At 62.2% G+C, this 23,800-nt stretch carries 26 protein-coding genes; 12 read left to right on the plus strand and 14 right to left on the minus strand.

Annotated features, from left to right (window positions below):
- Positions 1–213: hypothetical protein (locus tag DQ397_RS24615; protein ID WP_218573707.1), on the plus strand; the 213-nt coding region annotated here is incomplete at its 5' end.
- 82 nt (positions 214–295) lie between these two features.
- On the opposite strand, the gene hisC is transcribed toward DQ397_RS24615, so the two are convergent.
- The 10 genes from hisC to DQ397_RS00050 form a co-directional block, all read right to left on the minus strand.
- Positions 296–1,339 carry a histidinol-phosphate transaminase gene (hisC, locus tag DQ397_RS00005; protein WP_043213305.1) on the minus strand — a complete coding sequence of 348 codons (1,044 nt, stop codon included), beginning with the start codon at positions 1,337–1,339 and terminating at the stop codon, positions 296–298.
- Between the two features lie 2 nt (positions 1,340–1,341).
- Positions 1,342–2,667 (minus strand): histidinol dehydrogenase, encoded by a 1,326-nt coding sequence (gene hisD, locus DQ397_RS00010; protein ID WP_043213303.1) that lies wholly within the window; start codon positions 2,665–2,667, stop codon positions 1,342–1,344.
- Positions 2,668–2,792: 125 nt separating this feature from the next.
- On the minus strand, positions 2,793–3,428 hold the full coding sequence (hisG, locus tag DQ397_RS00015; protein WP_043213301.1) for an ATP phosphoribosyltransferase: 636 nt from the start codon (positions 3,426–3,428) through the stop codon (positions 2,793–2,795).
- Positions 3,429–3,516: 88 nt separating this feature from the next.
- Positions 3,517–4,782, minus strand: a complete 1,266-nt coding sequence (murA, locus tag DQ397_RS00020; protein WP_043213299.1) for a UDP-N-acetylglucosamine 1-carboxyvinyltransferase — start codon at positions 4,780–4,782, stop codon at positions 3,517–3,519.
- A gap of 24 nt (positions 4,783–4,806) precedes the next feature.
- Positions 4,807–5,046, minus strand: a complete 240-nt coding sequence (locus tag DQ397_RS00025) for a BolA family protein (RefSeq protein ID WP_029613593.1) — start codon at positions 5,044–5,046, stop codon at positions 4,807–4,809.
- A 118-nt stretch (positions 5,047–5,164) separates the two neighbouring features.
- Positions 5,165–5,467, minus strand: a complete 303-nt coding sequence (locus DQ397_RS00030; protein ID WP_043213294.1) for a lipid asymmetry maintenance protein MlaB — start codon at positions 5,465–5,467, stop codon at positions 5,165–5,167.
- Positions 5,464–6,117, minus strand: a complete 654-nt coding sequence (locus tag DQ397_RS00035) for a phospholipid-binding protein MlaC (protein WP_043213291.1) — start codon at positions 6,115–6,117, stop codon at positions 5,464–5,466. The genes DQ397_RS00030 and DQ397_RS00035 overlap by 4 nt, the downstream gene beginning before the upstream one ends.
- Positions 6,118–6,126: 9 nt before the next feature.
- Positions 6,127–6,612 (minus strand): outer membrane lipid asymmetry maintenance protein MlaD, encoded by a 486-nt coding sequence (gene mlaD, locus DQ397_RS00040; RefSeq protein ID WP_009683030.1) that lies wholly within the window; start codon positions 6,610–6,612, stop codon positions 6,127–6,129.
- The gene (mlaE, locus tag DQ397_RS00045; RefSeq protein WP_043213287.1) at positions 6,612–7,409 is read right to left on the minus strand and encodes a lipid asymmetry maintenance ABC transporter permease subunit MlaE; all 798 of its coding nucleotides are present in this window, start codon (positions 7,407–7,409) and stop codon (positions 6,612–6,614) included. The genes mlaD and mlaE overlap by 1 nt, the downstream gene beginning before the upstream one ends.
- Positions 7,409–8,218 carry an ATP-binding cassette domain-containing protein gene (locus tag DQ397_RS00050; protein WP_043213285.1) on the minus strand — a complete coding sequence of 270 codons (810 nt, stop codon included), beginning with the start codon at positions 8,216–8,218 and terminating at the stop codon, positions 7,409–7,411. The genes mlaE and DQ397_RS00050 overlap by 1 nt, the downstream gene beginning before the upstream one ends.
- Before the next feature lie 234 nt (positions 8,219–8,452).
- Between DQ397_RS00050 and DQ397_RS00055 the strand changes: the two genes are divergently transcribed.
- The 10 genes from DQ397_RS00055 (at position 8,453) to DQ397_RS00100 (ending at position 15,452) form a co-directional block, all read left to right on the plus strand.
- Entirely contained in the window at positions 8,453–9,430 is a 978-nt protein-coding gene (locus tag DQ397_RS00055) for an SIS domain-containing protein (protein WP_043213283.1), read from the plus strand.
- 14 nt (positions 9,431–9,444) lie between these two features.
- On the plus strand, positions 9,445–9,969 hold the full coding sequence (locus tag DQ397_RS00060) for an HAD family hydrolase (RefSeq protein WP_043213281.1): 525 nt from the start codon (positions 9,445–9,447) through the stop codon (positions 9,967–9,969).
- 8 nt (positions 9,970–9,977) lie between these two features.
- A complete protein-coding gene (gene lptC, locus DQ397_RS00065) occupies positions 9,978–10,550 on the plus strand; it encodes an LPS export ABC transporter periplasmic protein LptC (RefSeq protein WP_043213277.1) in 573 nt (190 codons plus the stop codon).
- A complete protein-coding gene (gene lptA / locus DQ397_RS00070) occupies positions 10,537–11,061 on the plus strand; it encodes a lipopolysaccharide transport periplasmic protein LptA (RefSeq protein ID WP_043213272.1) in 525 nt (174 codons plus the stop codon). The genes lptC and lptA overlap by 14 nt, the downstream gene beginning before the upstream one ends.
- A complete protein-coding gene (gene lptB, locus DQ397_RS00075) occupies positions 11,062–11,787 on the plus strand; it encodes an LPS export ABC transporter ATP-binding protein (RefSeq protein WP_043213270.1) in 726 nt (241 codons plus the stop codon). It begins immediately after the preceding gene.
- 158 nt (positions 11,788–11,945) lie between these two features.
- Positions 11,946–13,439, plus strand: a complete 1,494-nt coding sequence (locus tag DQ397_RS00080) for an RNA polymerase factor sigma-54 (protein WP_043213267.1) — start codon at positions 11,946–11,948, stop codon at positions 13,437–13,439.
- A gap of 77 nt (positions 13,440–13,516) precedes the next feature.
- Entirely contained in the window at positions 13,517–13,825 is a 309-nt protein-coding gene (gene hpf / locus DQ397_RS00085; protein WP_043213265.1) for a ribosome hibernation-promoting factor, HPF/YfiA family, read from the plus strand.
- A 12-nt stretch (positions 13,826–13,837) separates the two neighbouring features.
- Positions 13,838–14,302, plus strand: coding sequence for a PTS IIA-like nitrogen regulatory protein PtsN (ptsN, locus tag DQ397_RS00090; protein ID WP_043213263.1), 465 nt, complete (start codon positions 13,838–13,840; stop codon positions 14,300–14,302).
- Between the two features lie 2 nt (positions 14,303–14,304).
- The gene (gene rapZ, locus DQ397_RS00095) at positions 14,305–15,159 is read left to right on the plus strand and encodes an RNase adapter RapZ (protein ID WP_043213260.1); all 855 of its coding nucleotides are present in this window, start codon (positions 14,305–14,307) and stop codon (positions 15,157–15,159) included.
- A 20-nt stretch (positions 15,160–15,179) separates the two neighbouring features.
- Positions 15,180–15,452: an HPr family phosphocarrier protein gene (locus tag DQ397_RS00100; protein WP_043213258.1), complete on the plus strand. Its 273-nt coding sequence runs from the start codon at positions 15,180–15,182 to the stop codon at positions 15,450–15,452.
- 160 nt (positions 15,453–15,612) lie between these two features.
- Here the strand turns inward: DQ397_RS00100 and pmbA are convergent, their stop codons facing one another.
- Entirely contained in the window at positions 15,613–16,959 is a 1,347-nt protein-coding gene (gene pmbA / locus DQ397_RS00105; RefSeq protein WP_043213256.1) for a metalloprotease PmbA, read from the minus strand.
- Positions 16,960–17,068: 109 nt separating this feature from the next.
- Between pmbA and yjgA the strand changes: the two genes are divergently transcribed.
- Positions 17,069–17,590, plus strand: a complete 522-nt coding sequence (gene yjgA / locus DQ397_RS00110) for a ribosome biogenesis factor YjgA (RefSeq protein ID WP_043213253.1) — start codon at positions 17,069–17,071, stop codon at positions 17,588–17,590.
- Positions 17,591–17,662: 72 nt separating this feature from the next.
- On the opposite strand, the gene tldD is transcribed toward yjgA, so the two are convergent.
- From tldD to DQ397_RS00125, 3 genes are read right to left on the minus strand one after another with little or no spacing between them, the layout of a single operon-like run.
- The gene (tldD, locus tag DQ397_RS00115) at positions 17,663–19,102 is read right to left on the minus strand and encodes a metalloprotease TldD (protein ID WP_043213252.1); all 1,440 of its coding nucleotides are present in this window, start codon (positions 19,100–19,102) and stop codon (positions 17,663–17,665) included.
- Between the two features lie 2 nt (positions 19,103–19,104).
- Positions 19,105–19,956, minus strand: coding sequence for a carbon-nitrogen hydrolase family protein (locus DQ397_RS00120; protein ID WP_043213248.1), 852 nt, complete (start codon positions 19,954–19,956; stop codon positions 19,105–19,107).
- On the minus strand, positions 19,956–23,774 hold the full coding sequence (locus tag DQ397_RS00125) for a YhdP family protein (protein WP_043213246.1): 3,819 nt from the start codon (positions 23,772–23,774) through the stop codon (positions 19,956–19,958). The genes DQ397_RS00120 and DQ397_RS00125 overlap by 1 nt, the downstream gene beginning before the upstream one ends.
- Positions 23,775–23,800 lie beyond the last annotated feature (26 nt).

Raw genomic sequence — 23,800 nt, forward strand, 5'->3', positions numbered from 1 at the left:
ACCCGGTGCGAAGCGCCGGGCCGGATGCAGGGGCGCGCGGCTTTTGGTTACTTTTGGCCAAGACCAAAAGTGACCCGCCGTAAAGGCGGAAAGGTGAATCAGCGTCGACAAATCAAACGGATAAGCCCACAAACCTCAAAACCCACAACCAACAACCAACAACCAACAACCAACAACCAACAACCAACAACCAACAACCAACAACCAACATAAGGGCGAACAGGTGATCAGTGTCAGCACATCAACGGATAACTCCACGCCCGTCGAACCACCAACCACCCATCCACCTACTCACTCACAGCGCATCAAGCAACGCCTGGTTCTGCTCCGGTGTCCCGATGGTAATCCGAAGGAACTGCGCAATCCGCTCTTGCTTGAAGTGCCGCACGATCACCCCTTGCTCGCGCAAGCGCGCCGCCACCTGGGCAGCGTCCCGCTCAGGGTGCCGTGCAAAGATGAAGTTGGCCGCCGAAGGCAGCACTTCAAAACCGCGCGCCGTCAATTGCTCGACCAACGCCTCACGGCTCTCGATCACCTTGTGGCAGGTCTGGTCAAAGTAGGCTCGGTCTTCGAACGCTGCCGCCGCGCCCACGATCGCCATGCGGTCGAGCGGGTAGGAGTTGAAGCTGTTCTTGATCCGCTCCAGCGCCTCGATCAGCGCAGGATGCCCCACCGCCAGGCCGACCCGCAGGCCGGCCAGGGAGCGCGACTTGGACAGGGTCTGGGTCACCAGCAGGTTATCGTAGCGGTCCACCAGGCTGATGGCGGTCTCGCCGCCGAAATCGATATAGGCTTCATCCACCACCACCACCGAGTCACGGTTGGCCTGCAGCAGTTGCTCGATCGCCTGCAACGGCAACAGGCAACCGGTCGGTGCGTTGGGGTTGGGGAAGATGATGCCGGCGTTGGGCTTCTTATAGTCCTCGATGCGGATCTGGAATTGCTCATCCAGCGCCACCTGCTCGAATGCGATTCCGTAAAGGCCGCAGTAGACCGGGTAGAAGCTGTAGCTGATGTCCGGGAACAACAGCGGCGCATCATGCTGGAACAAGCCGTGGAAGATGTGCGCCAACACTTCATCCGAGCCGTTGCCGACGAACACTTGCTGGGCAGTGACGCCATAGTAGTCGGCGACCGCCTGCTTGAGCCGATCACCGTTCGGATCCGGGTACAGGCGCAGGTTGTCGTTCAGCTCGCCTTGCATGGCCTCCAAGGCCTTGGGCGACGGGCCGTAGGGGTTCTCGTTGGTATTGAGCTTGACCAGGCGGGTCAGCTTGGGTTGCTCCCCCGGTACGTAAGGCACCAGGTCCTTGACGAAGGGGCTCCAGAAACGGCTCATGTTCAGTTCCCCTTGCTTTCGGTGAGGATGCGGTATTCGGCACTGCGGGCGTGGGCGGTCAGCGATTCGCCGCGCGCCAGGACCGATGCCGTGTGGCCCAGCTCGGAAGCGGCCTGCTCCGAGCAGAAGATGATCGACGAACGCTTCTGGAAGTCATACACGCCCAACGGCGAGGAGAAGCGCGCGGTGCCGGAGGTCGGCAGCACGTGGTTGGGGCCGGCGCAGTAGTCGCCCAAGGCTTCGCTGGTGTGGCGCCCCATGAAGATCGCGCCCGCATGACGGATCTGCGGCAACCATGCCTGCGGATCGGCGACCGAAAGCTCCAAGTGCTCGGGAGCAATGCGGTTCGCAACGTCCATGGCCTGTTGCATGTCGCGAACCTGGATCAGCGCGCCACGACCATTGATCGATTTCTCGATGATCTCGGCCCGCTCCATGGTCGGCAACAGCTTGGCGATACTGGCCGCCACGCGATCGAGGAAGGCGGCGTCAGGGCTGACGAGAATCGCCTGGGCATCCTCGTCGTGCTCAGCCTGGGAGAACAGGTCCATGGCAATCCAGTCCGGGTCGGTCTGGCCGTCGCACACAACGAGAATCTCCGACGGACCGGCGATCATGTCGATGCCAACCTGGCCGAACACGTGGCGCTTGGCAGTGGCTACGTAGATGTTGCCCGGACCGACGATCTTGTCCACCTGGGGCACGCTCTCGGTCCCGTAGGCCAGGGCCGCAACGGCTTGGGCGCCACCGATGGTGAAGACGCGATCGACGCCTGCGATGCACGCGGCGGCCAACACCAGTTCGTTGACCTCCCCGCGTGGGGTCGGCACCACCATCACCACTTCGGACACACCGGCGACTTTGGCCGGGATGGCGTTCATCAGCACCGACGATGGGTACGAGGCCTTGCCGCCCGGCACGTACAGGCCGGCGCGGTCCAGCGGCGTGACTTTCTGGCCGAGCACGGTGCCATCGGCCTCGGTGTATTGCCAGGAATCCTGCTTCTGCCGCTCGTGGTAGCTACGCACTCGGCTGGCGGCGATCTCCAAAGCTTCGCGCTGGGTGGGCGTGATGCGGGTCAATGCCAGCTCCAGGCGTTCACGGCCTAGGATCAGGTCGTCAATACCCTTGGCCTCGACGCCATCGAAACGCTGGGTGAACTCGACCAACGCGGCATCGCCCCGCTCGCGGACAGCCTTGATGATGTCGAGCACGCGCTGATTGACCGCGTCATCGGACACGCTTTCCCAGCTCAGCAGATGATCCAGATGTCGGGCGAAATCCGGATCAGCGGCATTGAGACGGGCAATTGCAGTGGACACGGTCATGACGAGGGCCTCGTTTTATTAGCGAATGCTCAGGCGCCCTAGGCTACCAGTCCATCCGCGCGGGCACCCGAGAAAAATGGCTATGACGCGGATAGACGGACGCGACAGAAAGTCGCGTGCGAAGGTCAGCCGCGGTGTCGCGATTCGACGGCTTGGCGCAGGGTGTCGATCAAGCTCTGGATGCGGGCATGCTGCATTTTCATGGAGGCTTTGTTGACCACCAGGCGCGAGCTGATGGTTGCGATCAGCTCCTGGGGTTCCAGACCGTTGGCACGCAGCGTGTTGCCGGTGTCGACCACGTCGATGATCTTGTCGGCCAGGCCGATCAGAGGTGCCAGCTCCATGGAACCGTACAGCTTGATGATGTCGACCTGACGGCCCTGCTCGGCGTAATAGCGCTTGGCTACATTGACGAACTTGGTAGCCACGCGCAGACGCCCCTTGGGTTCCGGCGCGCCAACCGCCCCGGCGGTCATCAGCTTGCAGCGGGCAATCTGCAGGTCCAGCGGCTCGTACAGACCCTGACCGCCGTATTCCATCAACACGTCCTTGCCGGCCACACCGAGGTCAGCGGCCCCATGCTCGACATAAGTCGGCACGTCGGTGGCGCGCACGATCAGCAGGCGCACATCGTCCTGGGTCGTCGGGATGATCAGCTTGCGGCTCTTGTCCGGATTCTCGGTCGGCACGATACCGGCCTCGGCCAGCAATGGCAGGGTATCGTCGAGGATTCGGCCCTTGGATAGCGCGATGGTCAACATGGGAAACGTCGGTCCTTAAGCGGCTACAGCCGACCGGGCAAGCGCCCGGCCGCGTGGAATTCGGTGGCGCATCCCTGCGCCGAACAGACTAGCCCGGTACGCGGCGGATCTTCGCCCCGAGCATCTGCAGTTTTTCCTCGATGCACTCGTAACCACGGTCGATGTGGTAGATGCGGTCGATCAGGGTATCGCCCTCGGCGACCAGGGCCGACAGCACCAGGCTGGCCGAAGCCCGCAGGTCCGTAGCCATGACCGGTGCACCCTTGAGCGCCTTGACCCCAGTCACGATGGCGGTGTTGCCTTCGACCTGGATCTGCGCACCCATGCGGTGCATTTCATAGACGTGCATGAAGCGGTTTTCGAAGATGGTCTCGATCACCGCGCCAGTGCCTTCGGCGATGGCGTTGAGCGAGATGAACTGCGCCTGCATGTCGGTCGGGAAGGCCGGGTACGGAGCAGTACGCAGGTTGACGGCCTTCGGTCGCTTGCCGTGCATGTCCAGCTCGATCCAGTCTTCGCCGGCGGTGACTTCGGCACCCGCTTCCTTGAGTTTTTCCAGTACGGCTTCAAGGATGGTCGGATCGGTGTCCTTGACCTTCACGCGACCGCCGGTGACGGCAGCGGCGACCAGGTAGGTGCCGGTCTCGATACGGTCGGGCATCACGCGGTAGGTGGCCGAGTGCAGGCGTTCGACGCCATCGATGGTGATGGTGTCGGTGCCGGCGCCTTGGATCTTGGCGCCCATCGCGATCAGGAAGTTGGCCAGGTCGACCACTTCAGGCTCGCGGGCGGCGTTCTGCAGCACACTGCGGCCCTTGGCCAGGGCAGCAGCCATCATGATGTTCTCGGTACCGGTCACGCTGACGGTGTCGAAGAAGAAGTGCGCACCACGCAGGCCGCCTTCAGGCGCCTTGGCCTTGATGTAGCCACCTTCGACTTCGATCTTCGCACCCATGGCCTCGAGACCGCGGATGTGCAGGTCTACAGGGCGCGAACCGATGGCGCAACCGCCAGGCAGCGCGACTTCAGCTTCACCGAAACGGGCGACCATCGGGCCGAGCACGAGGATCGAGGCACGCATGGTCTTGACCAGCTCGTAGGGCGCAACCAGGGTCTTGATGGTGCGCGGGTCGATCTCCACCGAGAGCTTCTCGTCGATCACAGGCTCGATGCCCATGCGGCCGAACAGCTCGATCATGGTGGTGATGTCGTGCAGGTGTGGCAGGTTGCCTACGGTGACCGGGCCGTCAGCCAGCAGGGTCGCCGAAAGAATTGGCAGGGCGGCGTTCTTCGCCCCGGAAATGCGGATCTCGCCGTCGAGGCGCGCGCCGCCAGTGATAATCAGTTTGTCCATTGCAATCTCGCCGCCAACGTTGGCTCAGGTGCGCTCAGCCCAGGCTGCGCTGCTGAAAAATTTCATGGTTACCGCATGGATGCTGCCATCGGCGATCCACGGATTCAGGTGAGCATAGATCGCCTGCTGGCGCTTGACCGGGCTCTGGCCGGCCAGCTCGTCGCTGATCACGTTCAACTGGAAGTTGCAGCCTTCGCCCTCAACTTCGACCCGGGTTCCCGGCAATTTCTCTTCAAGGAAGCTTTTAACTTCTACGGCCTGCATGCTCAACCTCAATCGGCGCCCAGTGCGCGCGGGTCGGCCATCATACAAAAAAGCCCCTCGCCTGCGAAGCCCATGGTGGGGTGCGCTGACCGAGGGGCTATCCCTTAGTGGCGAACCATCAGCCCGCCAACACTTCATCGAGGTCATAAACCCCGGCGATTTCCCGCATGTCATCAGGCATGCCACGCAGTTCCCAGCCCTTGCCTGCGGCCTGGGCATCACGGATGAAGCCCAGCAGCAGGGAGAGGCCGACACTGCTGGACTTGGCCACCGACGAGCAATCGAACACCAGCCTAGACTCACGACAAGCCGCGATCAGCGCCTTGCCCTCCTTGCGCAGGGCCGGACCGCTGCGGTAGTCCAGAACCCCGGCCAGGCGCAGGACGCCCGGCTCGGTCATGCTCACGCCAGCTTCGCTCATTTCACTTCCTTGTCTGGCGAATTGTCGGCCGCTTCCTTGGCCTTGGCCACCTCGCCGGCCCAGCCGTCGATGGTCTTGTCCAGATTGTTGCCATTGCGCTGCATGGCATCTGCGAACTGATCGCGGAACAACTTACCGATGTTGATGCCATTGACGATCACGTTACGCACCTTCCACTCGTCACCGAGCTTTTGCAGGGTGTACTGGACCGGATAAACCGCACCGTTGTTGCCGGTGACCTTCATGCCCACGCTGGCGCGATCGCCATTTTCAGTCTTGGCCGGATCGACGGTGATGCCTTGGTTGTTGTACTCCAGCAGTGCGTTGCCATAGAACTGCATCAGGCTACGCTTGAAGTTTTCCTGGAAACGCTGCATCTGCTCGGGCGTGGCCTTGCGCGAATACTTCACGGTCATGATGCTCTTGGAGATGCCATCGGCATCGACCACTGGGCCGAGAATACGATTGAGCGCATCGTAGAAGGCCTGAGGGTTGGTCTTGTACTGTTCCTTATTGGCCTTGAGGTCGCTCAACAGGGCATCGGTGGTGCCTTGCACCACGTCACGTGGGGTTTGCCCAGGTGCCGCCAGGGCCAGCAGAGGGAAGGCCGCCAATAGGACCAGCAGGCCGCGTCGCAGGATCGAGATCATGGAAACTCCTTAATTAGCGGGTTGGGCTTCTTTGGGTTCCTTGCCCACGGAATTGAGCAGGAACTTGCCAATCAGATCTTCCAGCACCAGTGCCGACTGGGTGTCATGGATGGTAGAGCCATCCTTGAGCACGTCTTCTTCACCACCCACGCTGATGCCGATGTACTTCTCGCCGAGCAATCCGGCGGTCAGGATAGAAGCAGTGGAGTCGGTCGGCAGATTGTCGACGCTTTTGTCCAGCTGCAGGGTCACCCGACCGGTGTAGGAGTCGCGATCCAGATCGATGGCCGTGACCTTGCCGATGGTCACACCGGCCATGGTCACTTTAGCTCTGACCGTCAAACCAGCGATATTGTCGAAGTACGCATAAACTTTATAGGTGTCGCTGCTGGGGCTTGCGGACAAACCACTGACGCGCAAGGCCAGCAGCAGCAACGCCAGGATCCCGGCCAGCAGGAACAGGCCGACACCGATTTCCAGGGTGCGGTTTTGCATCAGAAATCTCCAAACATCAAGGCGGTCAGAATAAAGTCCAGACCCAGGACTGCCAACGAGGCATAGACCACGGTCTTGGTGGTGGCACGGCTGATCCCTTCCGAAGTGGGTTCGCAGTCATACCCCTGGAACACGGCGATCCAGGTCACGACGAAGGCGAACACAACGCTTTTGATCAACCCGTTGAGCACGTCGTCGGTGAAGGAAACACTGTTTTGCATGTTGGCCCAGAACGAGCCCTCGTAGACGCCCAGCCAATCCACGGCCACCCAGGATCCGCCCCAGATACCGACCACACTGAAGATCAGCGCCAGCATCGGCAGCGAGATGAAACCGGCCCACAGACGCGGAGCGACGATGTACTTGAGTGGGTCGACACCGATCATCTCCAGACTGGACAGTTGTTCGGTCGACTTCATGTTGCCGATTTCGGCGGTCAGGGCCGAGCCCGCGCGCCCTGCGAACAGCAAGGCAGTCACAACCGGCCCGAGCTCACGCAGCAAGGTCAGGGCGATCATCTGGCCAACGGCCTGCTCCGATCCGTACTTGGTGAGAATGCTGTAGCCCTGCAGCGACAGCACCATGCCGATGAACACGCCGGAAACCACGATGATCGCCAGCGACAGTACACCTACCGAATAAAGCTGCTTGACCAGCAACTGGAAGCCGCCACCGATGCCTCCGCGCCCACCCATGGCGTGCCCGAGGAACAGGCAGGAGCGGCCGAGCACAGCCAGGACGTCGATGGCCGAGCGGCCGAACAAACGAATGCGTTCGAGTATGGATTTTCTGCGCATCACCGCGCCCCCAGCAGATCGGCGCGATAGTCAGGCGCAGGAAAGTGAAATGGCACCGGGCCATCCGGATCGCCCTTCATGAACTGGCGGATACGCGGATTATCCGACCCCATCAGCTCATCGGGCGTGCCCTGCCCCAGCACCTGGCCATCACCGACCACATAGATGTAGTCAGCGATGCTCGCGGTCTCGGCCAGGTCATGGGAGACCACGATACTGGTGATCCCAAGGGCGTCGTTGAGCAGCCGGATCAGGCGCACGAGCACCCCCATGGCGATGGGATCCTGACCGACGAAAGGTTCGTCGTACATGAGGATCTGTGGATCCAGCGCGATCGCCCGAGCCAGCGCCACCCGGCGCTTCATGCCACCGGACAGCTCGTCCGGCATCAGGTCGATAGCCCCGCGCAGGCCCACGGCCTGCAGCTTCATCAGAACGATGTCGCGGATCATCTCGTCCGACAATTGGGTGTGCACCCGCAACGGGAAGGCAACGTTCTCGAAAACGTCGAGATCGGTGAACAAGGCACCGCTCTGGAACAGAACGCCCATCTGCTTGCGCGCATCGAACAGGTCGCTGCGCGACAGGCTCGGCAGGTTCTGCCCGGCGACCCAAACCTCGCCGCTGGAGGGACGCAACTGCGCGCCCATCAGGCGCAACAGGGTTGTCTTGCCGCACCCGGAAGGCCCCATGATGCCGGTGACCTTACCCCGTGGGATGCGTATGTCGACATTGCTGAAAATGCTGCGCGAACCGCGCTTGAAGGTAACCCCCTTCAACTCGACCGCGTAGGCGCTATCCACACTCATCTAGACTCCTTGCAATGCAGCCTCGTCTGCAATGGACGCCTACCCTCTTCATGAAGGCACACGCGTCCCTGCCGGGCGCAATAGCGGCGAACTATAGCACCGCTGCAATGCCGCCCCCAAGGCCATTGCAGGGGCTGTTCAGGCCCGCGACAGCAACCCAGGCAAACGAAAGATGAGGGTTTCGCACATTGCCGTTATAATCGGCACCTTTTTTACCAGACATTGCTTTCCGACATGAGCCAATCCAGCGAGCTGATCCAATCCGCCCAGCGCACCCTGCGCCTGGAACTCGAAGCCGTAGAGGGCCTGCTGCCCCGCATCGACGGCAATTTCGTCAAAGCTTGTGAGCTGATTCTGAACAGCAAAGGCAGAGTCGTCGTCCTCGGCATGGGAAAGTCGGGCCATATCGGCAACAAGATCGCCGCGACCCTCGCCAGCACCGGCACCCCAGCGTTTTTCGTGCACCCGGCCGAGGCCAGCCACGGCGACATGGGCATGATCACCCGCGACGATGTCATCCTGGCCCTGTCCAACTCAGGCAGCACCGCCGAGATCGTTACCCTGCTGCCATTGATCAAGCGCCTGGGCATCCAGATGATCAGCCTCACTGGCAACCCGGACTCTCCCCTGGCCCAGGCCGCCGAGGTCAACCTTGATGCCAGCGTCGCCCAGGAGGCCTGCCCGCTCAATCTTGCGCCCACCTCCTCCACCACTGCCGCGCTGGTGCTGGGTGACGCCCTGGCCATCGCCCTGCTCGAGGCACGCGGGTTCACGGCCGAAGACTTCGCTTTCTCCCATCCGGGAGGCGCGCTGGGTCGCCGCCTGCTGCTGAAGGTGGAAAACGTCATGCACACCGGCGAAGCACTGCCGATCGTGCCGCGTGGCACCCTGCTCAAGGACGCCCTGGTAGAGATGTCGCGCAAGAGTTTGGTAGGCATGACCGTGGTCCTGGAGGCCGACGGCCGTCTGGCCGGGGTGTTCACCGACGGCGACCTGCGCCGCGCCCTGGAGCGCAACATCGATGTGCACAAGACCATCATCGACCAGGTGATGACCGTCCACGGCAAAACCGCACGCGCCGAGATGCTCGCCGCCGAGGCCTTGCGCATCATGGAAGACAACAAGATCAACGCGCTGGTGGTGGTCGACCAGAACGACCGCCCCACCGGCGCCTTGAACATGCATGACCTGCTGCGCGCAGGCGTGATGTGATGGAGTGCAATGCAATGAACCCGGATCTTCTGCAACGCGGCAAGGCCATCAAGCTGGCCGTGTTCGATGTCGATGGCGTGCTGACCGACGGACGTCTGTATTTCCTTGAAGACGGCAGCGAGTTCAAGACCTTCAACACCCTGGATGGCCACGGCATCAAGATGCTCATGGCTTCGGGCGTGACCACAGCGATCATCAGCGGGCGCAAGACCCCGGTGGTCGAGCGCCGAGCAAAAAACCTCGGCATCCCGCACCTGTTCCAGGGCCGCGAGGACAAACTGGTAGTGCTCGACAGCCTGCTCGCCGAACTGGGCCTAAGCTATGAACAGGTCGCCTACTTGGGCGATGACCTGCCAGACCTGCCGGTGATCCGCCGCGTAGGCCTTGGCATGGCGGTGGCAAGCGCCGCCCCGTTCGTTCGCCAGCACGCCCATGGCGTGACCCAGGCCCGCGGCGGCGAAGGTGCCGCACGCGAGTTCTGTGAACTGATCATGCAGGCCCAGGGCACCCTGGACGCTGCCAACGCCAACTACCTCTAAGGCCAGACATGTTCAGCAAGAAAGCCAGGAATATCGTGCTGCTCGGTGCGATCGCCGCACTGCTGGTGGCCGTCGGCTACTGGAACATCAGCCCCGAGAGTTTCCTCGAAAAGCCGGTGGCCCAGGTCGATGAGAATGCCATCGACTACTATGCGATCAATGCCCACAGCGTGCAGTACCTGCCTGATGGCAAGGTGCAATACGAAATGACCGCCGACAAGGTGGAGCACCTCAAGTCCAGCGAGATCACCCTGGTGACCACGCCGGACTTGCACATGTACCGGGGCACCCAGTATCCCTGGCACGTGCAGAGCGTGCGCGCCGAGGTCAACCCGGATGGCAGCGAGGTCGAGCTGATCGACAAGGTCCGGGTTGCCCGCACCGATGAAAAGCAGCGCGAAACGATCATCACCACCACCCGCATGACCGTCTTCCCGCAGAAGCAATATGCGCAGACCGAGCAAGCCGTTAGAATCGACGGCGCCGGTGGGACGACTACGGGCAAAGGAATGAAAGCGTATTTGAAAGACGGCAGGATGGACCTGCTGTCCAACGTAAGAGGACAGTATGAGGCTCGTTAACACCCTCCCCTTTTTGCTCAGCCTGAGCGCGGCACTGGGAAGCGCGAGCGCCTTGGCCCTGCCGAACGATCGTGACCAGCCTATCCGCATCCAGGCCGACAACGCTCACCTGGACGACAAGCAAGGCGTCGCCACCTACACCGGCGACGTGATCATCACCCAGGGTTCGATGATGATCAAAGGCAACACCGTGACCATCACCCGTGCCGCCTCCGGCGATATCGACGTGGTCACCTCGGTGGGCAATCTGGCCTACTTCGAGCAACAGCAGAGCGCCGCCAAACCCGACAAGATGAAAGGCTGGGGCGTGACCATCCAGTACCAGGCGCAAAAGGACATGGTGATCCTCACCGACCGCGCCAAGGTCGAGAACGAAGGCAACACCACCGAAGGCGAGAAGATCGTCTACAACACCAAGACCCAGGTGGCTACCGCCGGTCGTGGTGGCAATGTGACTTCACCACGTCAGCGTATCGACATGGTGATCCAGCCGAAGAAGAAGGCCGAGTAAATGGCAACCCTCAAAGCCCAGCACTTGGCCAAGAGCTACAAGAGCCGCCAGGTTGTCCGCGACGTCAGCCTGTCGATCGACAGCGGTCAGATCGTCGGCCTGCTCGGCCCCAACGGCGCCGGCAAGACCACCTGCTTCTACATGATCGTTGGCCTGGTCCGCGCCGACCAGGGACGCGTACTGATCGACAACCTGGACGTCAGCCACCAGCCCATGCACGGTCGCGCCCGCGCCGGCATCGGCTATCTGCCCCAGGAAGCCTCGATCTTCCGCAAGCTGTCGGTGGCCGACAACATCATGGCCATCCTCGAGACCCGCAAGGAGCTCGACCGTGACGGCCGCAGAAAGGAGCTGGAAAGCCTTCTGCAGGAATTCCACATCAGCCACATCCGCGACAACCTTGGCATGAGCCTCTCCGGTGGCGAACGCCGCCGGGTCGAGATCGCCCGAGCCCTGGCCACCGCACCGAAGTTCATCCTGCTGGACGAACCTTTCGCTGGTGTAGACCCGATCTCCGTTGGCGATATCAAACAGATCATCCACCACCTCAAGGCCAAGGGCATCGGGGTGCTGATCACCGACCACAACGTCCGTGAAACCCTTGATATCTGTGAAACCGCCTACATCGTCAATGATGGTCAGCTGATCGCCGAGGGCGACGCCGAGACCATCCTGGCCAACGATTTGGTCAAGGAGGTTTACCTGGGCCACGAGTTCCGACTTTAAAGGCCCGGAGTCTGCTTGGAGCACTGAAGGAAGTGACACAGTGCTCTAGGCAAACGCTACAATTTCAGGCATATAACTTGCTTAAAATTGGCGCCTCGGCGCCCTACGTGTAGTGGATGGCGCATGCGCGCCGGCGAACAAGGTATTAAGCCCCAGCCATGAAACCATCGCTCGTCCTAAAAATGGGCCAGCAACTGACGATGACCCCGCAGTTGCAACAGGCCATCCGTCTGCTCCAGCTATCCACCCTGGACCTGCAACAAGAAATCCAGGAAGCGCTGGAGTCCAATCCGATGCTCGAACGTCAGGAAGACGGCGACGACTTCGACAACAGCGACCCGATGGCCGACAACGCCGAAAGCAAGCCGGCTGCCGAAGCCCAAGAGAGCAGCTTCCAGGAAAGCACCAGCAGTGCCGAGAACCTGGAGGAAGGCGAATGGAACGAGCGCATCCCCAACGAATTACCCGTGGACACTGCCTGGGAAGACATCTACCAGACCAGTGCCAGCAACCTGCCCGCCAGCGATGACGACGAGTGGGACTTCACCACCCGCACTTCCGTCGGCGAAAGCCTGCAGAGCCATCTTCTGTGGCAACTCAACCTGGCGCCGATGTCCGACACCGACCGGCTGATCGCCGTGACCCTGATCGACAGCATCAACGAACAGGGTTACCTGGAGGACAGCCTCGAAGAAATCTGCGCAGGCTTCGACCCCGAACTGGATATCGAGCTCGACGAAATCGAAGCGGTACTGCACCGCATCCAGCAATTCGAACCCGCAGGCATTGGCGCCCGCAGCCTTGGCGAGTGCCTGCTGCTGCAGCTGCGTCAGCTTCCGGCGAACACCCCCTGGATGGCTGAGGCGCAGCGCCTGGTCACTGATTTCATCGACTTGCTCGGCAGCCGCGACTACAGCCAGCTGATGCGTCGCATGAAGATCAAGGAGGACGAGCTGCGCCAGGTCATCGAACTGGTGCAGAGCCTGAACCCGCGCCCTGGTTCGCAGATCGAGTCCAGCGAGCCCGAGTACGTGGTTCCCGACGTCATCGTGCGCAAGGACAGCGACCGCTGGCTGGTCGAACTGAACCAGGAAGCGATACCACGCCTGCGGGTCAACCCGCAGTATGCCGGCTTCGTCCGCCGCGCCGATACCAGCGCCGACAACACCTTCATGCGCAACCAGTTGCAAGAAGCGCGCTGGTTCATCAAGAGCCTGCAAAGTCGCAACGAGACGCTGATGAAGGTCGCTACCCAGATCGTCGAGCACCAGCGAGGCTTCCTGGACCATGGTGACGAGGCGATGAAGCCGCTGGTACTGCACGATATCGCCGAAGCGGTAGGCATGCACGAATCGACCATTTCCCGGGTCACCACGCAGAAATACATGCATACCCCGCGCGGTATCTACGAACTGAAATACTTTTTCTCGAGCCATGTAAGCACCTCCGAAGGCGGTGAATGCTCGTCTACGGCGATCCGCGCGATCATCAAGAAACTGGTTGCGGCGGAAAATCAGAAAAAGCCATTGAGTGACAGCAAGATCGCTGGTTTACTGGAGGCACAAGGCATCCAGGTAGCCCGTCGCACCGTCGCCAAGTACCGCGAGTCCCTCGGCATCGCACCGTCGAGTGAGCGCAAGCGACTGATGTAGCCCCTGGAAGAGCCATAGCGTTTCAGTGGCAGGTGCAATACCTGCCCTTTATGCACGGGCAACAAAGGAGAAGCTGTATGCAAGTCAACATCAGTGGACAGCATGTAGAAGTCACTCAACCACTGCGCGAGTATGTCCTTGAAAAGCTCGCCCGCGTGGAGGGGCATTTCGACAAGATCACCAACGTGACGGTGATCATGAAGGTCGAAAAACTGCAGCAGAAGGTGGAGGCCACACTCCAGATTCCCGGCGGTGAAGTGGTCGCCAATGCCGAACACCAAGACATGTATGCAGCGATCGACGCCCTGGCTGACAAGCTCGACCGCCAACTGAAAAAACATAAGGAAAAACAGCAAAGCCTGCTGCAAGGTGCAGCCGCCCGCTGATCCCTCTCATCCATGATCCGACTTGAAACCATCCTGACCCCCGGCCGTTCCCTCGTGAACGTGCCGGGCGGCAGTAAAAAGCGCGTGCTCCAGGAAATCGCCACCCTGATCGCCAGGGAAGTGCCCGAACTGGAGATGGAAGACGTATTCGAAAAACTGGTTGGCCGTGAAAAGCTCGGATCCACCGGTTTCGGCAACGGCATCGCCATCCCCCATTGTCGCCTCGAAGGCTGCACCGCTCCGGTCAGCGCCCTGCTGCACCTGGATGCCCCCATCGACTATGACGCCATCGATGGCGCGCCGGTGGATCTGCTGTTCGTCCTGCTTGTGCCAGAAGCCGCCACCGACGCCCACCTTGAACTGCTGCGCCAGATTGCCAGCATGCTCGATCGCAAGGAGGTCCGCGATCGCCTGCGTGCCGCCAACAGCAGCGAGGCCCTGTACCAGGTAGTCCTGGACGCACAGAACGAGCACTGAACATGCGCCTGATCATCGTCAGCGGCCGGTCTGGCTCCGGCAAAAGCACCGCCCTCGACGTGCTGGAAGACAACGGTTATTACTGCATCGACAACCTACCCGCCGGGCTATTGCCGCAGTTGGCAGAAAACGCGTTGATCAATACCGAACTGCTGCAACCCAAGGTGGCTGTCTCCATCGACGCGCGCAACCTGCCCAGTCACCTGACGCGCTTCCCCGAACTGCTTGAGGGCGCGCGAGCCCAGCATATCCAGTGCGACGTGCTGTATCTGGATGCCGACGAGGAGACCCTGCTCAAGCGCTTCTCCGAAACGCGTCGTCGACACCCGCTGACCAACGCCAATCGCTCCCTCGCCGAAGCGATCCGTGTCGAAAGCGAACTGCTGGGCCCGATCGCCGATCTGGCCGATCTCAAGATCGACACCACCAACCTCAACCTTTACCAGTTGCGCGACTCGATCAAGCTGCGTCTGCTCAATCAGCCCGAGCCAGGCACAGCGTTTCTGGTGGAGTCCTTTGGCTTCAAGCGCGGCATGCCCGTGGATGCCGATCTGGTGTTCGATGTCCGTTGCCTGCCTAATCCGTATTGGAAGCCCGAGCTACGCGAACACTCCGGGCTGGAGCAGCCGGTAATCGACTACCTGGCCGCCCAACCGGATGTCGAAGAGATGTTCCAGGACATCTCCAGTTATCTGCTCAAATGGCTGCCTCGATTCGCCGCCAGCAATCGCGCCTATGTCACCATCGCGATTGGCTGCACAGGCGGTCACCACCGTTCTGTCTACCTGACCGAGCGCCTGGGCCAACTTTTGCAACCCACCCTGAAAAACGTCCAGGTCCGCCATCGCGACCTCTAGCCCACAGGATCCGCACCCCAATGCCCGCCCGCGAAATCACCATCATCAACAAGCTGGGGCTCCACGCCCGGGCGGCAGCCAAGTTCGTTGGCGTAGCCGGGCGCTTCCCCTGCCAGGTCAGGGTGGGGCGTGCGCCGGACAAAATGGTGGATGGCAAGAGCATCATGGCAGTGATGATGCTCGCCGCGGGCAAGGGCACCCAGGTGCACCTGATGACCGAGGGAGAACAGGACAACGAGGCCATGGACGCCTTGGTCGAGTTGATCAACAACTATTTCGACGAAGGCGAGTAATCCGCCGCGAAGGGCTCAAATCGAGCCGACCTGGCTGACCTTGCCGCGTAGCCGTACCGGCTCAGATCCAATTCTGGGATGGCAACATCCCCCACACAGAACAAAAGCAAAGGGCCGCTATGCGGCCCTGAGTTTCAATCGTCCCGCCTGCTGGCAGGTATCAGCTCCCCGCCACCGTCATCCGCTCGATCAGCACCGAGCCGCTATGAATATTGCTCCGGGTTTCGATATCACTGCCGATCGCTACGATCTGCTGGAACATGTCCTTCATGTTGCCGGCGATCGTCACCTCCTGGACGGGGAACTGGATCTCGCCATTCTCTACCCAGAAGCCCGCCGCGCCGCGGGAGTAATCCCCCGTCACCATGTTGAGGCCGTGCCCCATCAGTTCGGTCACCAGCAAGCCACGCCCCATGCGGCGGATCAGTGCGGCCTGGTCCTCCACCCCATGGGTGACGAACAGGTTATGCACACCACCAGCGTTGGCAGTACTTGGCAGTCCCAGCTTGCGTCCGGAATAGGTACCCAGCAGGTAGGAGACCAGCTCGCCTTTTTCCACGAATGGCTTTGCATAGGTCGCCAGGCCATCGCCGTCGAAAGCTGCGCTTCCCAGGGCTCGCGGCAAGTGGGGACGTTCATCGAGCGTCAGCCAGGTAGGGAACAGACGCTGGCCGATAGCGCCATCAAGGAAGGAGGATTTACGGTACAGATTGCCGCCGGAGATGGCCGACAGGAAGCTGCCGAACAACCCGCCGGCCAGTTCCGCGGAAAACAGCACGGGCACCTCGCAGGTCGGCACCGGACGAGCACCCAGGCGGCTGGCGGCACGCTGTGCGGCGCGCTGCCCGATGCTACGCGGGTCGGCCAGCAATTGGCCCTGGCGATTGACGTCGTACCAGTAGTCACGCTGCATCTGCCCTTCGCCTTCGGCGATCATCACGCAGCTCAGGCTATGGCGCGTGGAGGCATAACCGCCGATGAAACCGTGGCTGTTGCCATAGACTCGGCAGCCTTGGTGGGTGTTCAGGGTCGTGCCATCGGCATTGAGGATGCGCGGGTCGGCATCGAAGGCTGCGGCCTCACAGGCCAATGCCATCTCGACGGCCTTTTCCGGCTCCAGGGCCCAATCATGGTAAAGGTCGAGATCAGGGATCTCGCGGGCCATCAGCGCCGCATCGGCCAGGCCTGCGCATTCATCCTCGGAGGTGTGCTGGGCAATGGCCAGCGCAGCCGCCACAGTCTCGCGAATCGCGTCCGGGCCGCTGGCCGATGTACTGGCCGAGCCTTTGCGCTGGCCAACATAAAGGGTGATACCAAAACCTTGATCGCGGTTGAACTCGACCGTCTCGACCTCACGTTGACGCACCGTGGTGGACAAGCCCTGCTCCAGCGACACCGCAACTTCGCAGGCGCTGGCGCCCTGGCGACGTGCTTCGGCGATGATCGCCTCGACCTGTTCCTGCAACGCCGGCAGGTCCTTGGGGCCTACGCTCTGGACTGCACTCATGGTTCTCTCCACTCGAAATTCTGCGTACGGCTAGGGTCATTCTACGACCGGGCCGGACAAGCGGCCCCCGACTGGTTATCATGGCGGCGATTTCTAGCGGACTGCCACCATGGTTGATTCTTACGACGACGCCTTCGACGGCGAAAAAAGCAAAACCCAGATCAAGCGCGAGCTGCATGCGCTGGTCGAGCTCGGAGAGCGCCTCACCACGCTCAAGGCCGATACCCTGGCTCGCCTGCCCCTGACCGACGAGCTGCGCCGGGCACTGGCCGAAGCCCACAAGCACACTGCTCATGGTGCTCGCAAACGCCATATGTCGTTCGTCGGCAAGCTGATGCGCGATCAGGACATCGATGCCATCCATGCACTGCTCGAACAAATCGACAGCTCGAGCCGCCAGTACAACGAACGTTTCCATAACCTGGAGCGTTGGCGCGATCGTCTGGTCGATGGCAATGACGAAGACCTCGAGCGCTTCGTCAACGAGTATCCCGACACCGACCGCCAGCACCTGCGCTCGCTGATCCGTCATGCCCAGCACGAGAAGGCCCGGAACAAACCGCCGGCCGCCGCGCGCAAGGTCTTCAAATACATACGCGACCTCGACGAGACCCAACGGGGCCTGCGCTGAGGTCCTCGTCCCGGGGCTGACATGCAACCCCGGTGAAATCCCAAAGGACCGCAATGCGGTCCTTTACCCTTGTCACGCGCCTGTACCACCCACGGTGATCGCGTCCAGTTTCAGGGTCGGTTGGCCAACGCCTACCGGCACCGATTGCCCATCCTTGCCGCACGTCCCGACGCCGCTGTCCAAAGCCAGGTCGTTGCCGACCATCGAAACCCGGCTCATCGCCTCCGGACCATTGCCGATCAGGGTCGCACCCTTGACCGGCGCTGTGATCTTGCCATCCTCGATGAGGTAGGCCTCGCTGGTCGAGAACACGAACTTGCCGCTGGTGATATCAACCTGGCCACCCCCGAGGTTGGCGCAGTAGATACCCTTTTTCACCGAGGCGATGATTTCCTGTGGGTCGCTGTCACCGGCGCGCATGTAGGTGTTGGTCATGCGCGGCATCGGCAGGTGGGCATAGGATTCGCGCCGTCCGTTGCCGGTGACCGCCATGCCCATCAGGCGTGCATTGAGCTTGTCTTGCATGTAGCCCTTGAGAATGCCGTTCTCGATCAACGTGGTGCACTCGGTCGGGGTCCCCTCGTCGTCCACGCTCAGCGAACCACGGCGCCCCTCGAGCGTGCCGTCGTCGACGATGGTGCACAGCGTCGAGGCCACCTGCTCGCCAATACGCCCGCTGTAGGCCGAACTGCCCTTGCGGTTGAAGTCCCCTTCCAGGCCATGGCCCACCGCTTCATGCAGCAGTACGCCGGACCAGCCCGGGCCGAGGACCACCGGCAAGGTACCTGCCGGGGCCGGCTTGGCTTCGAGGTTGACCAGCGCCTGGCGAAGCGCCTCCCGGGCATACCCCATGACCCGCTCCTCGGTGAAATAGCGGTAGTCGGTACGCCCGCCTCCGCCTTGGCCACCGCGCTCGCGGCGACCGTTCTGCTCGACGATCACACTGACGTTGAAGCGCACCAGCGGGCGAACATCAGCTGCCAGGCTGCCATCGACCGCGGCCACCAGGATCCGCTCCCAGACCCCGGCCATGCTCACGGTGACCTGCTGGATACGTGGATCCAGAGCGCGAGTGGCCGCATCCACGCGCTTGAGCAGCTCGACTTTTTCGGCGCGACTGAGCACGTCCAGCGGATTGTCTGGAGCGTACAGGGCCACCACATCCTGGCTGCGGAAGGCCTGTACGCGGCCTTCCTGCCCAGCGCGTGAAATCGATCTCGCGGCACGGGCCGCCGAGGTCAGGGCCTCGAGGTTAATGGCATTACTGTAGGCGAAGCCGGTCTTCTCACCGGACTGAGCACGCACGCCCACGCCTTGGTCAAGGTTGAAACTGCCTTCCTTGACGATGCCGTCCTCCAGCGCCCAGGTCTCTGAAATCTGCCCCTGGAAGTACAGGTCGGCTGCATCGATACCGGGCCCCGCCAACTCGCCAAGCACAGCCTGCAGGCTGTCCAGGGTCAGTCCGCCCGGGGCCAGCAGCTGTTCGCTGACGGTGGATAACATCTGGCTCATAGTCACTCCGAGGTGTGCGCAGGCCGCAAGGCGTCCTGCGAGAAAAAGCGCCGGTGCAAGGCAACCGGCATTCGCGTCCGGATGGACGCCTGTTCTGCGCTGTCGCGCTCGGCCAGCAATACGCCTTCGCCGCGCGCCTGTTCGGCGATGATCCGTCCCCAAGGGTCGATGATCGCCGCATGACCATGGGTTTCCCGTGGTCCCGGATGAGTGCCGCCCTGGGCTGCCGCCAATAGGTAGCACTGGGTTTCGATCGCCCTCGCACGAATCAGCACTTCCCAATGGGCCGCGCCGGTCACAGCGGTGAAGGCCGCCGGAGCGCTGATCAGTTCCGCACCGGCCTCGCGCAAGGCGCTGTACAGTTCGGGAAAGCGCAAGTCGTAGCACACCGTGAGACCCAGACGACCGACCGGCGTATCGGCGACCACCACCTGGCTGCCGTGGGCATAGTCATCGGACTCACGATAGCGCCCGCGGCTGTCAGCCACATCCACATCGAACAAGTGCAGCTTGTCGTAACGCGCCGCGACCTCACCGTGCTCGTCGATCAGCAAAGAGCAGGCATGGGCCTTTGCATCTGGCTGGTCGGCAGGCGGCAATGGCAGGGTGCCGGCCACAATCCATAACCTGAGGTCGCGGGCCGTGCGTTTCAACCAGGGCAGGATCGGGCCCTGACCAAGGGCTTCGGCGTGGCCGATCGCCGCCGCATCGCGCCGCCCCATGGCGGCGAAGTTCTCCGGCAGCACCGCCAGCCGGGCGCCGCCGTCGGCAGCCTGCTCCAACAGAGCCCTGGCGCGCTGCAGGTTGGCCAGCACATCGTCCTGGCTGACCATCTGGATGACCGCTGACTTCATTAGCGTTTCTCGAAAGGTTTCACAAAGGTCATTCTAGGCTCTTTCCAGGGCCCCTCGATGCGGTAGTTCACGCTGGCAAAGCGCGACACACGATCACCGATCAGCCGGTCCACCAGGAACAGGGCGCCACCGACAGCCGGTGCGCCGACGATCAAGGCGGCTAGCGGCAGGTTGTTGGTGACCGGCAAGGTCACCTGCAGGTTTGCATCGACGCGATCGCTCACCAGGTCCAACGTGCCATCGAGTTCGAAGTTGCTCGAGGGGCCTTTGATAGTGATCGGCTCGCGGGTCACATAGACCCCCTGGCTTGCTACCAGCAAGCCCTTGACCCGGTCGTAGGCCAGGCCTTTGTCGAACAGATCGGAGAAGTCCAGGCGTAGACGCCGACCAATGGAGTTGAAGTTGAGCAGGCCGAATACCCGCAGTGCCTGGGCACTGCCTTCGACTTCGACGAACTGACCGGAGCGCAAGGCGGCATCCAGGCTTCCGGAGAAACGCTTGAGCGCCACCCACGCCGGCGAGCCAGGCCAGCGACCATCCACGTCGAGGCGGAAATCACGGCTGGTGGCGGTGGGCGCGAAGCCCCACGCCTTGAGTACGTCGGCCAGGTTCTTGCCCTCCAGGCGGCCTTTGTACCAGCTGCCGGTACTCCCTGGCTCGCCTTCCCAGCCACCGCTTCCATCGATACGCAGGCCTTTAAGGTCCAGGTCGACGTCATCGAAAATCATGCCGCGCGGTGTAGGGCGCAGTTTGACCGCCAGGCTACCGAACAGGTCATCTCCGCGGTACAGCTTGTCGATCGTCACATCCAGGGCCGGCACCTTGCGCGGGTCGAAATCCGCGAGCGGGTCCGGCGCATCCTCAGGCTGCTTGCCCGCAGGATCCCCAGGCGGCAGGCGCAAGGTTTGCAATCTGACGACAATCGGCGCCGACTTGGCATCGGGAAGGCGCGCGTTGCCAATGACCTCCCGGCTGTCCAGACGCGCGTCCCAGGCACCACTGCCACGGGCCAGACGCACGACCGCCTGGTTCAGATCGAGGCCAAACGCCTTGAGCTGGCCAATGCTCAAGTCCACGCCCTGCAGGTTCTGCCGGGCATTGCCGCCTGGGTCTTGACCTGCGAAGCGCTCCATTTGCGCTTGCCAGGGTGCAATATCCAGCGATTCGATCCGCCCCCGCACCCGCAGGCCCTGGCCAGACGGCAGCTGTGCGGTGCCACCGCCCAGCAGCAGCTCCCCGCGCCCCTGGGCCAGCGTGGCGGCTGGTGCAGCATAGGCGAAGCGGGCAAGCTCACCGTAGCTGGCATCGATACGCCGTTCAGGCCCTTTGAGCGTCATGCTGAAACGGCTGTCGCGGGTGTCCTGAGAGGCCTTGCCGAATGGGGCAGGCAGATCGATTGCCAGGCCTTTGAGCGAGGAGTTGACGCTCAGCCGGTTATCGCGACTGCCCAGGTTGATTTGTAACTGGAAGGGGAGATCGCCTGATGCGGACAGCGGCTGGGTGAATTTCAGCCAGTCGGTCAGTGCCTTGAGGGGCATCTGGCCACTGGCATCGATGCGGGTCTGGATCTGACCGGGCTTGCCCTCAGCGAAAATCTGCGCGGTGACCGGTTTGCCGAATGCCTGCAAGGTGATGCTCTTGCCACTTAGGCCTTTGTCCAGATCAAAGCTGAAGTCGCCTTTCAAACGGTTCAACTCCAGGCTCGGCGGGGCGACCTTCAGGCGCGCATCGGCGGTGGCGAAATCGACCTGCACCTTGGGGTGCTCGCCATGGGCCAGGGGAATATCGAGCTTGACCTTACCCTTGAGCGGCCCTTCGCCCTCCCAACCGGCAAACATCTCGCCAGTGCCGATCGGAGCCTCTTGGAGAATCTTCAAGCCATCGCTCAGACGACCATCGAAATCCCCATCAAGGTACAGATGGCTGTGCTCGCCAGCCGCCACATGAGGGATATCGACGCTGACATCCCTGACCTGGGTGTCGAGCAGTTGGCCATGCCGGGCCTTGATGCGCACGCCGCTGTCCTCGATCAGCACATCGCCATCGACCTGCTGCACCTGCGGCCAGCCGGGCTGGAAGTCCAGCGCCGCATCGTGCACCTTGAAGAACAGGCTGATGCTCCGCGCTTCGGGCGATGCGCCATGGTTCAGCGAGCCTTGATACTGGAAATAGCCTTCATCGACGTTGCCTTTGACGATAGCGCTGCGCAGCCACTCGTCCAGGGCAGGACTGAGCACCTCGGGCAGGTACTTGGCAGTGTAGCGCCCGTCACCTTCGGTCAGGCCGACGCGCAAATCCATGTAATCCTCGCGGCCTTCCTCGAACAACAAGCGGATGAGGAAGTCAGCGGCAATCTTGCCTTCTTCACCCAGCACCTTGATGTAAGGGGCGATCAGGGTGAAGCCTTCCTGGTCCAGGCGCCAGGTGAGCCGTGCGTTGGCCTTCTGGTAGTGCCAGGGTTTGGCGAAGATGGGATACAGATGCAACATGAAGGCGTCGGTATCCAGGCGCAGTTCGCCTTTGCCCAGGTCGCCGCTGATGCTACCGCTCACGTTACCGGCTGCCGGGGCGCCGTGATAGGCATCGAAGCCGACCTTCTCGAGGTTGGCGGCGAACTGCAGGCGCTGGTCTCCCTCGGCCTTGGGGCGCACGTCCAGGCGCACATTGCGCAGCGCTCCGGTGACCTTTAGGGCGTCTACCACGGCCATGAGTTTTTCCGGCAACGGCGCCAGCCCTTGGACCAGCGGCGTCAGCGGCGTCAGGTCAAGCCGGTCGGCCTGGATCTGCCAGCTTTCCTGGTTCGCCTCCTGGCCGACCTGCTGCTTGAGCTGTACATGGGTTTCCCAACGCTGCTTGCCGATGCTGACCGCCAACGAATCGACCACACCTTCGAAACCGTCCTTGCCGCGCTGGAGCCAGGCGGTCAAAGCCAGGTTATCGAGGGTCACCGCTTTGCGCTCGCTGTAGGCACCGCGCAGCTGCGGCGCATTGAGCCGCACTACCGCCCGTTGCAACTGGCCCCGCCCCCAATCGACCCAGAATTCTCCCCCCGCCCGCAAGGTACGAGCCTTCCACTGCCCCAACAGACGTGGCGGCAGCCAGCGGGCCCAATCGCTTTGCGGCAGGCTCAGGTAGGCTTCGAATTCACCGTCGCGCCAGGCCTTGGCATTGGCGCGACTATGCACATTGATGGCCATGGGCTGACCATCCGGCAATGTCGCGCGCATATCCAGAGCCTGGCGGGACGCACCGGCCTGCAAACCCAGGCTCACATAGGTGAGGGTCAGAGGATCGCGTTGCCAGGGATGGAGGGTCACCTGACTGTCGAAGACATCGACCCTGCCCAGTTGTCGCAAGCGTTGCAGGACCTGGGCGGGGTCCAAAGGCGTATCGTCCTTGCGGGGCAGCCCCTCGAGCGCCCATGCGCCCTGTTCGTCCTCACGCAGGATCAGTTGCAGACCGCCCAGCTGGATACGCGCCAGACGCAGTTCGCGCGCTTTGAGGCTGGCCCACAGGTCAGGAACGGCCTTGACTTCATCCAGGCGCAATGCCGAGGCGCCCTCGCCCACTTGCAGGTCGCGCACCCGCAGCACCGGTGCCAGGCCACTCCAGCGTCCCTCGAGGGCACCGACATGCACCGGCAGCCCCAGGGCTTGCTCGGCCTTGCTTTCTACTTCGGCACGGTATTCGGCCACCAAGGGGACCAGTTCCCGACCGAGGCTGACGTACAGCGCCACCAGCACCGCCAGCAGGGCGCAGAATCCCAGCCCCCAGCGGGTCAAGGCGCCTAGAACGTGGGTCAGACGTCCCATGGCCATGGCCCTCCAAGTCGTGCCTTAACTAT

Source organism: Pseudomonas sp. CK-NBRI-02 (assembly GCF_008124495.1).
In the GTDB taxonomy this organism is placed as follows: Bacteria; Pseudomonadota; Gammaproteobacteria; order Pseudomonadales; family Pseudomonadaceae; genus Aquipseudomonas; species Aquipseudomonas guariconensis.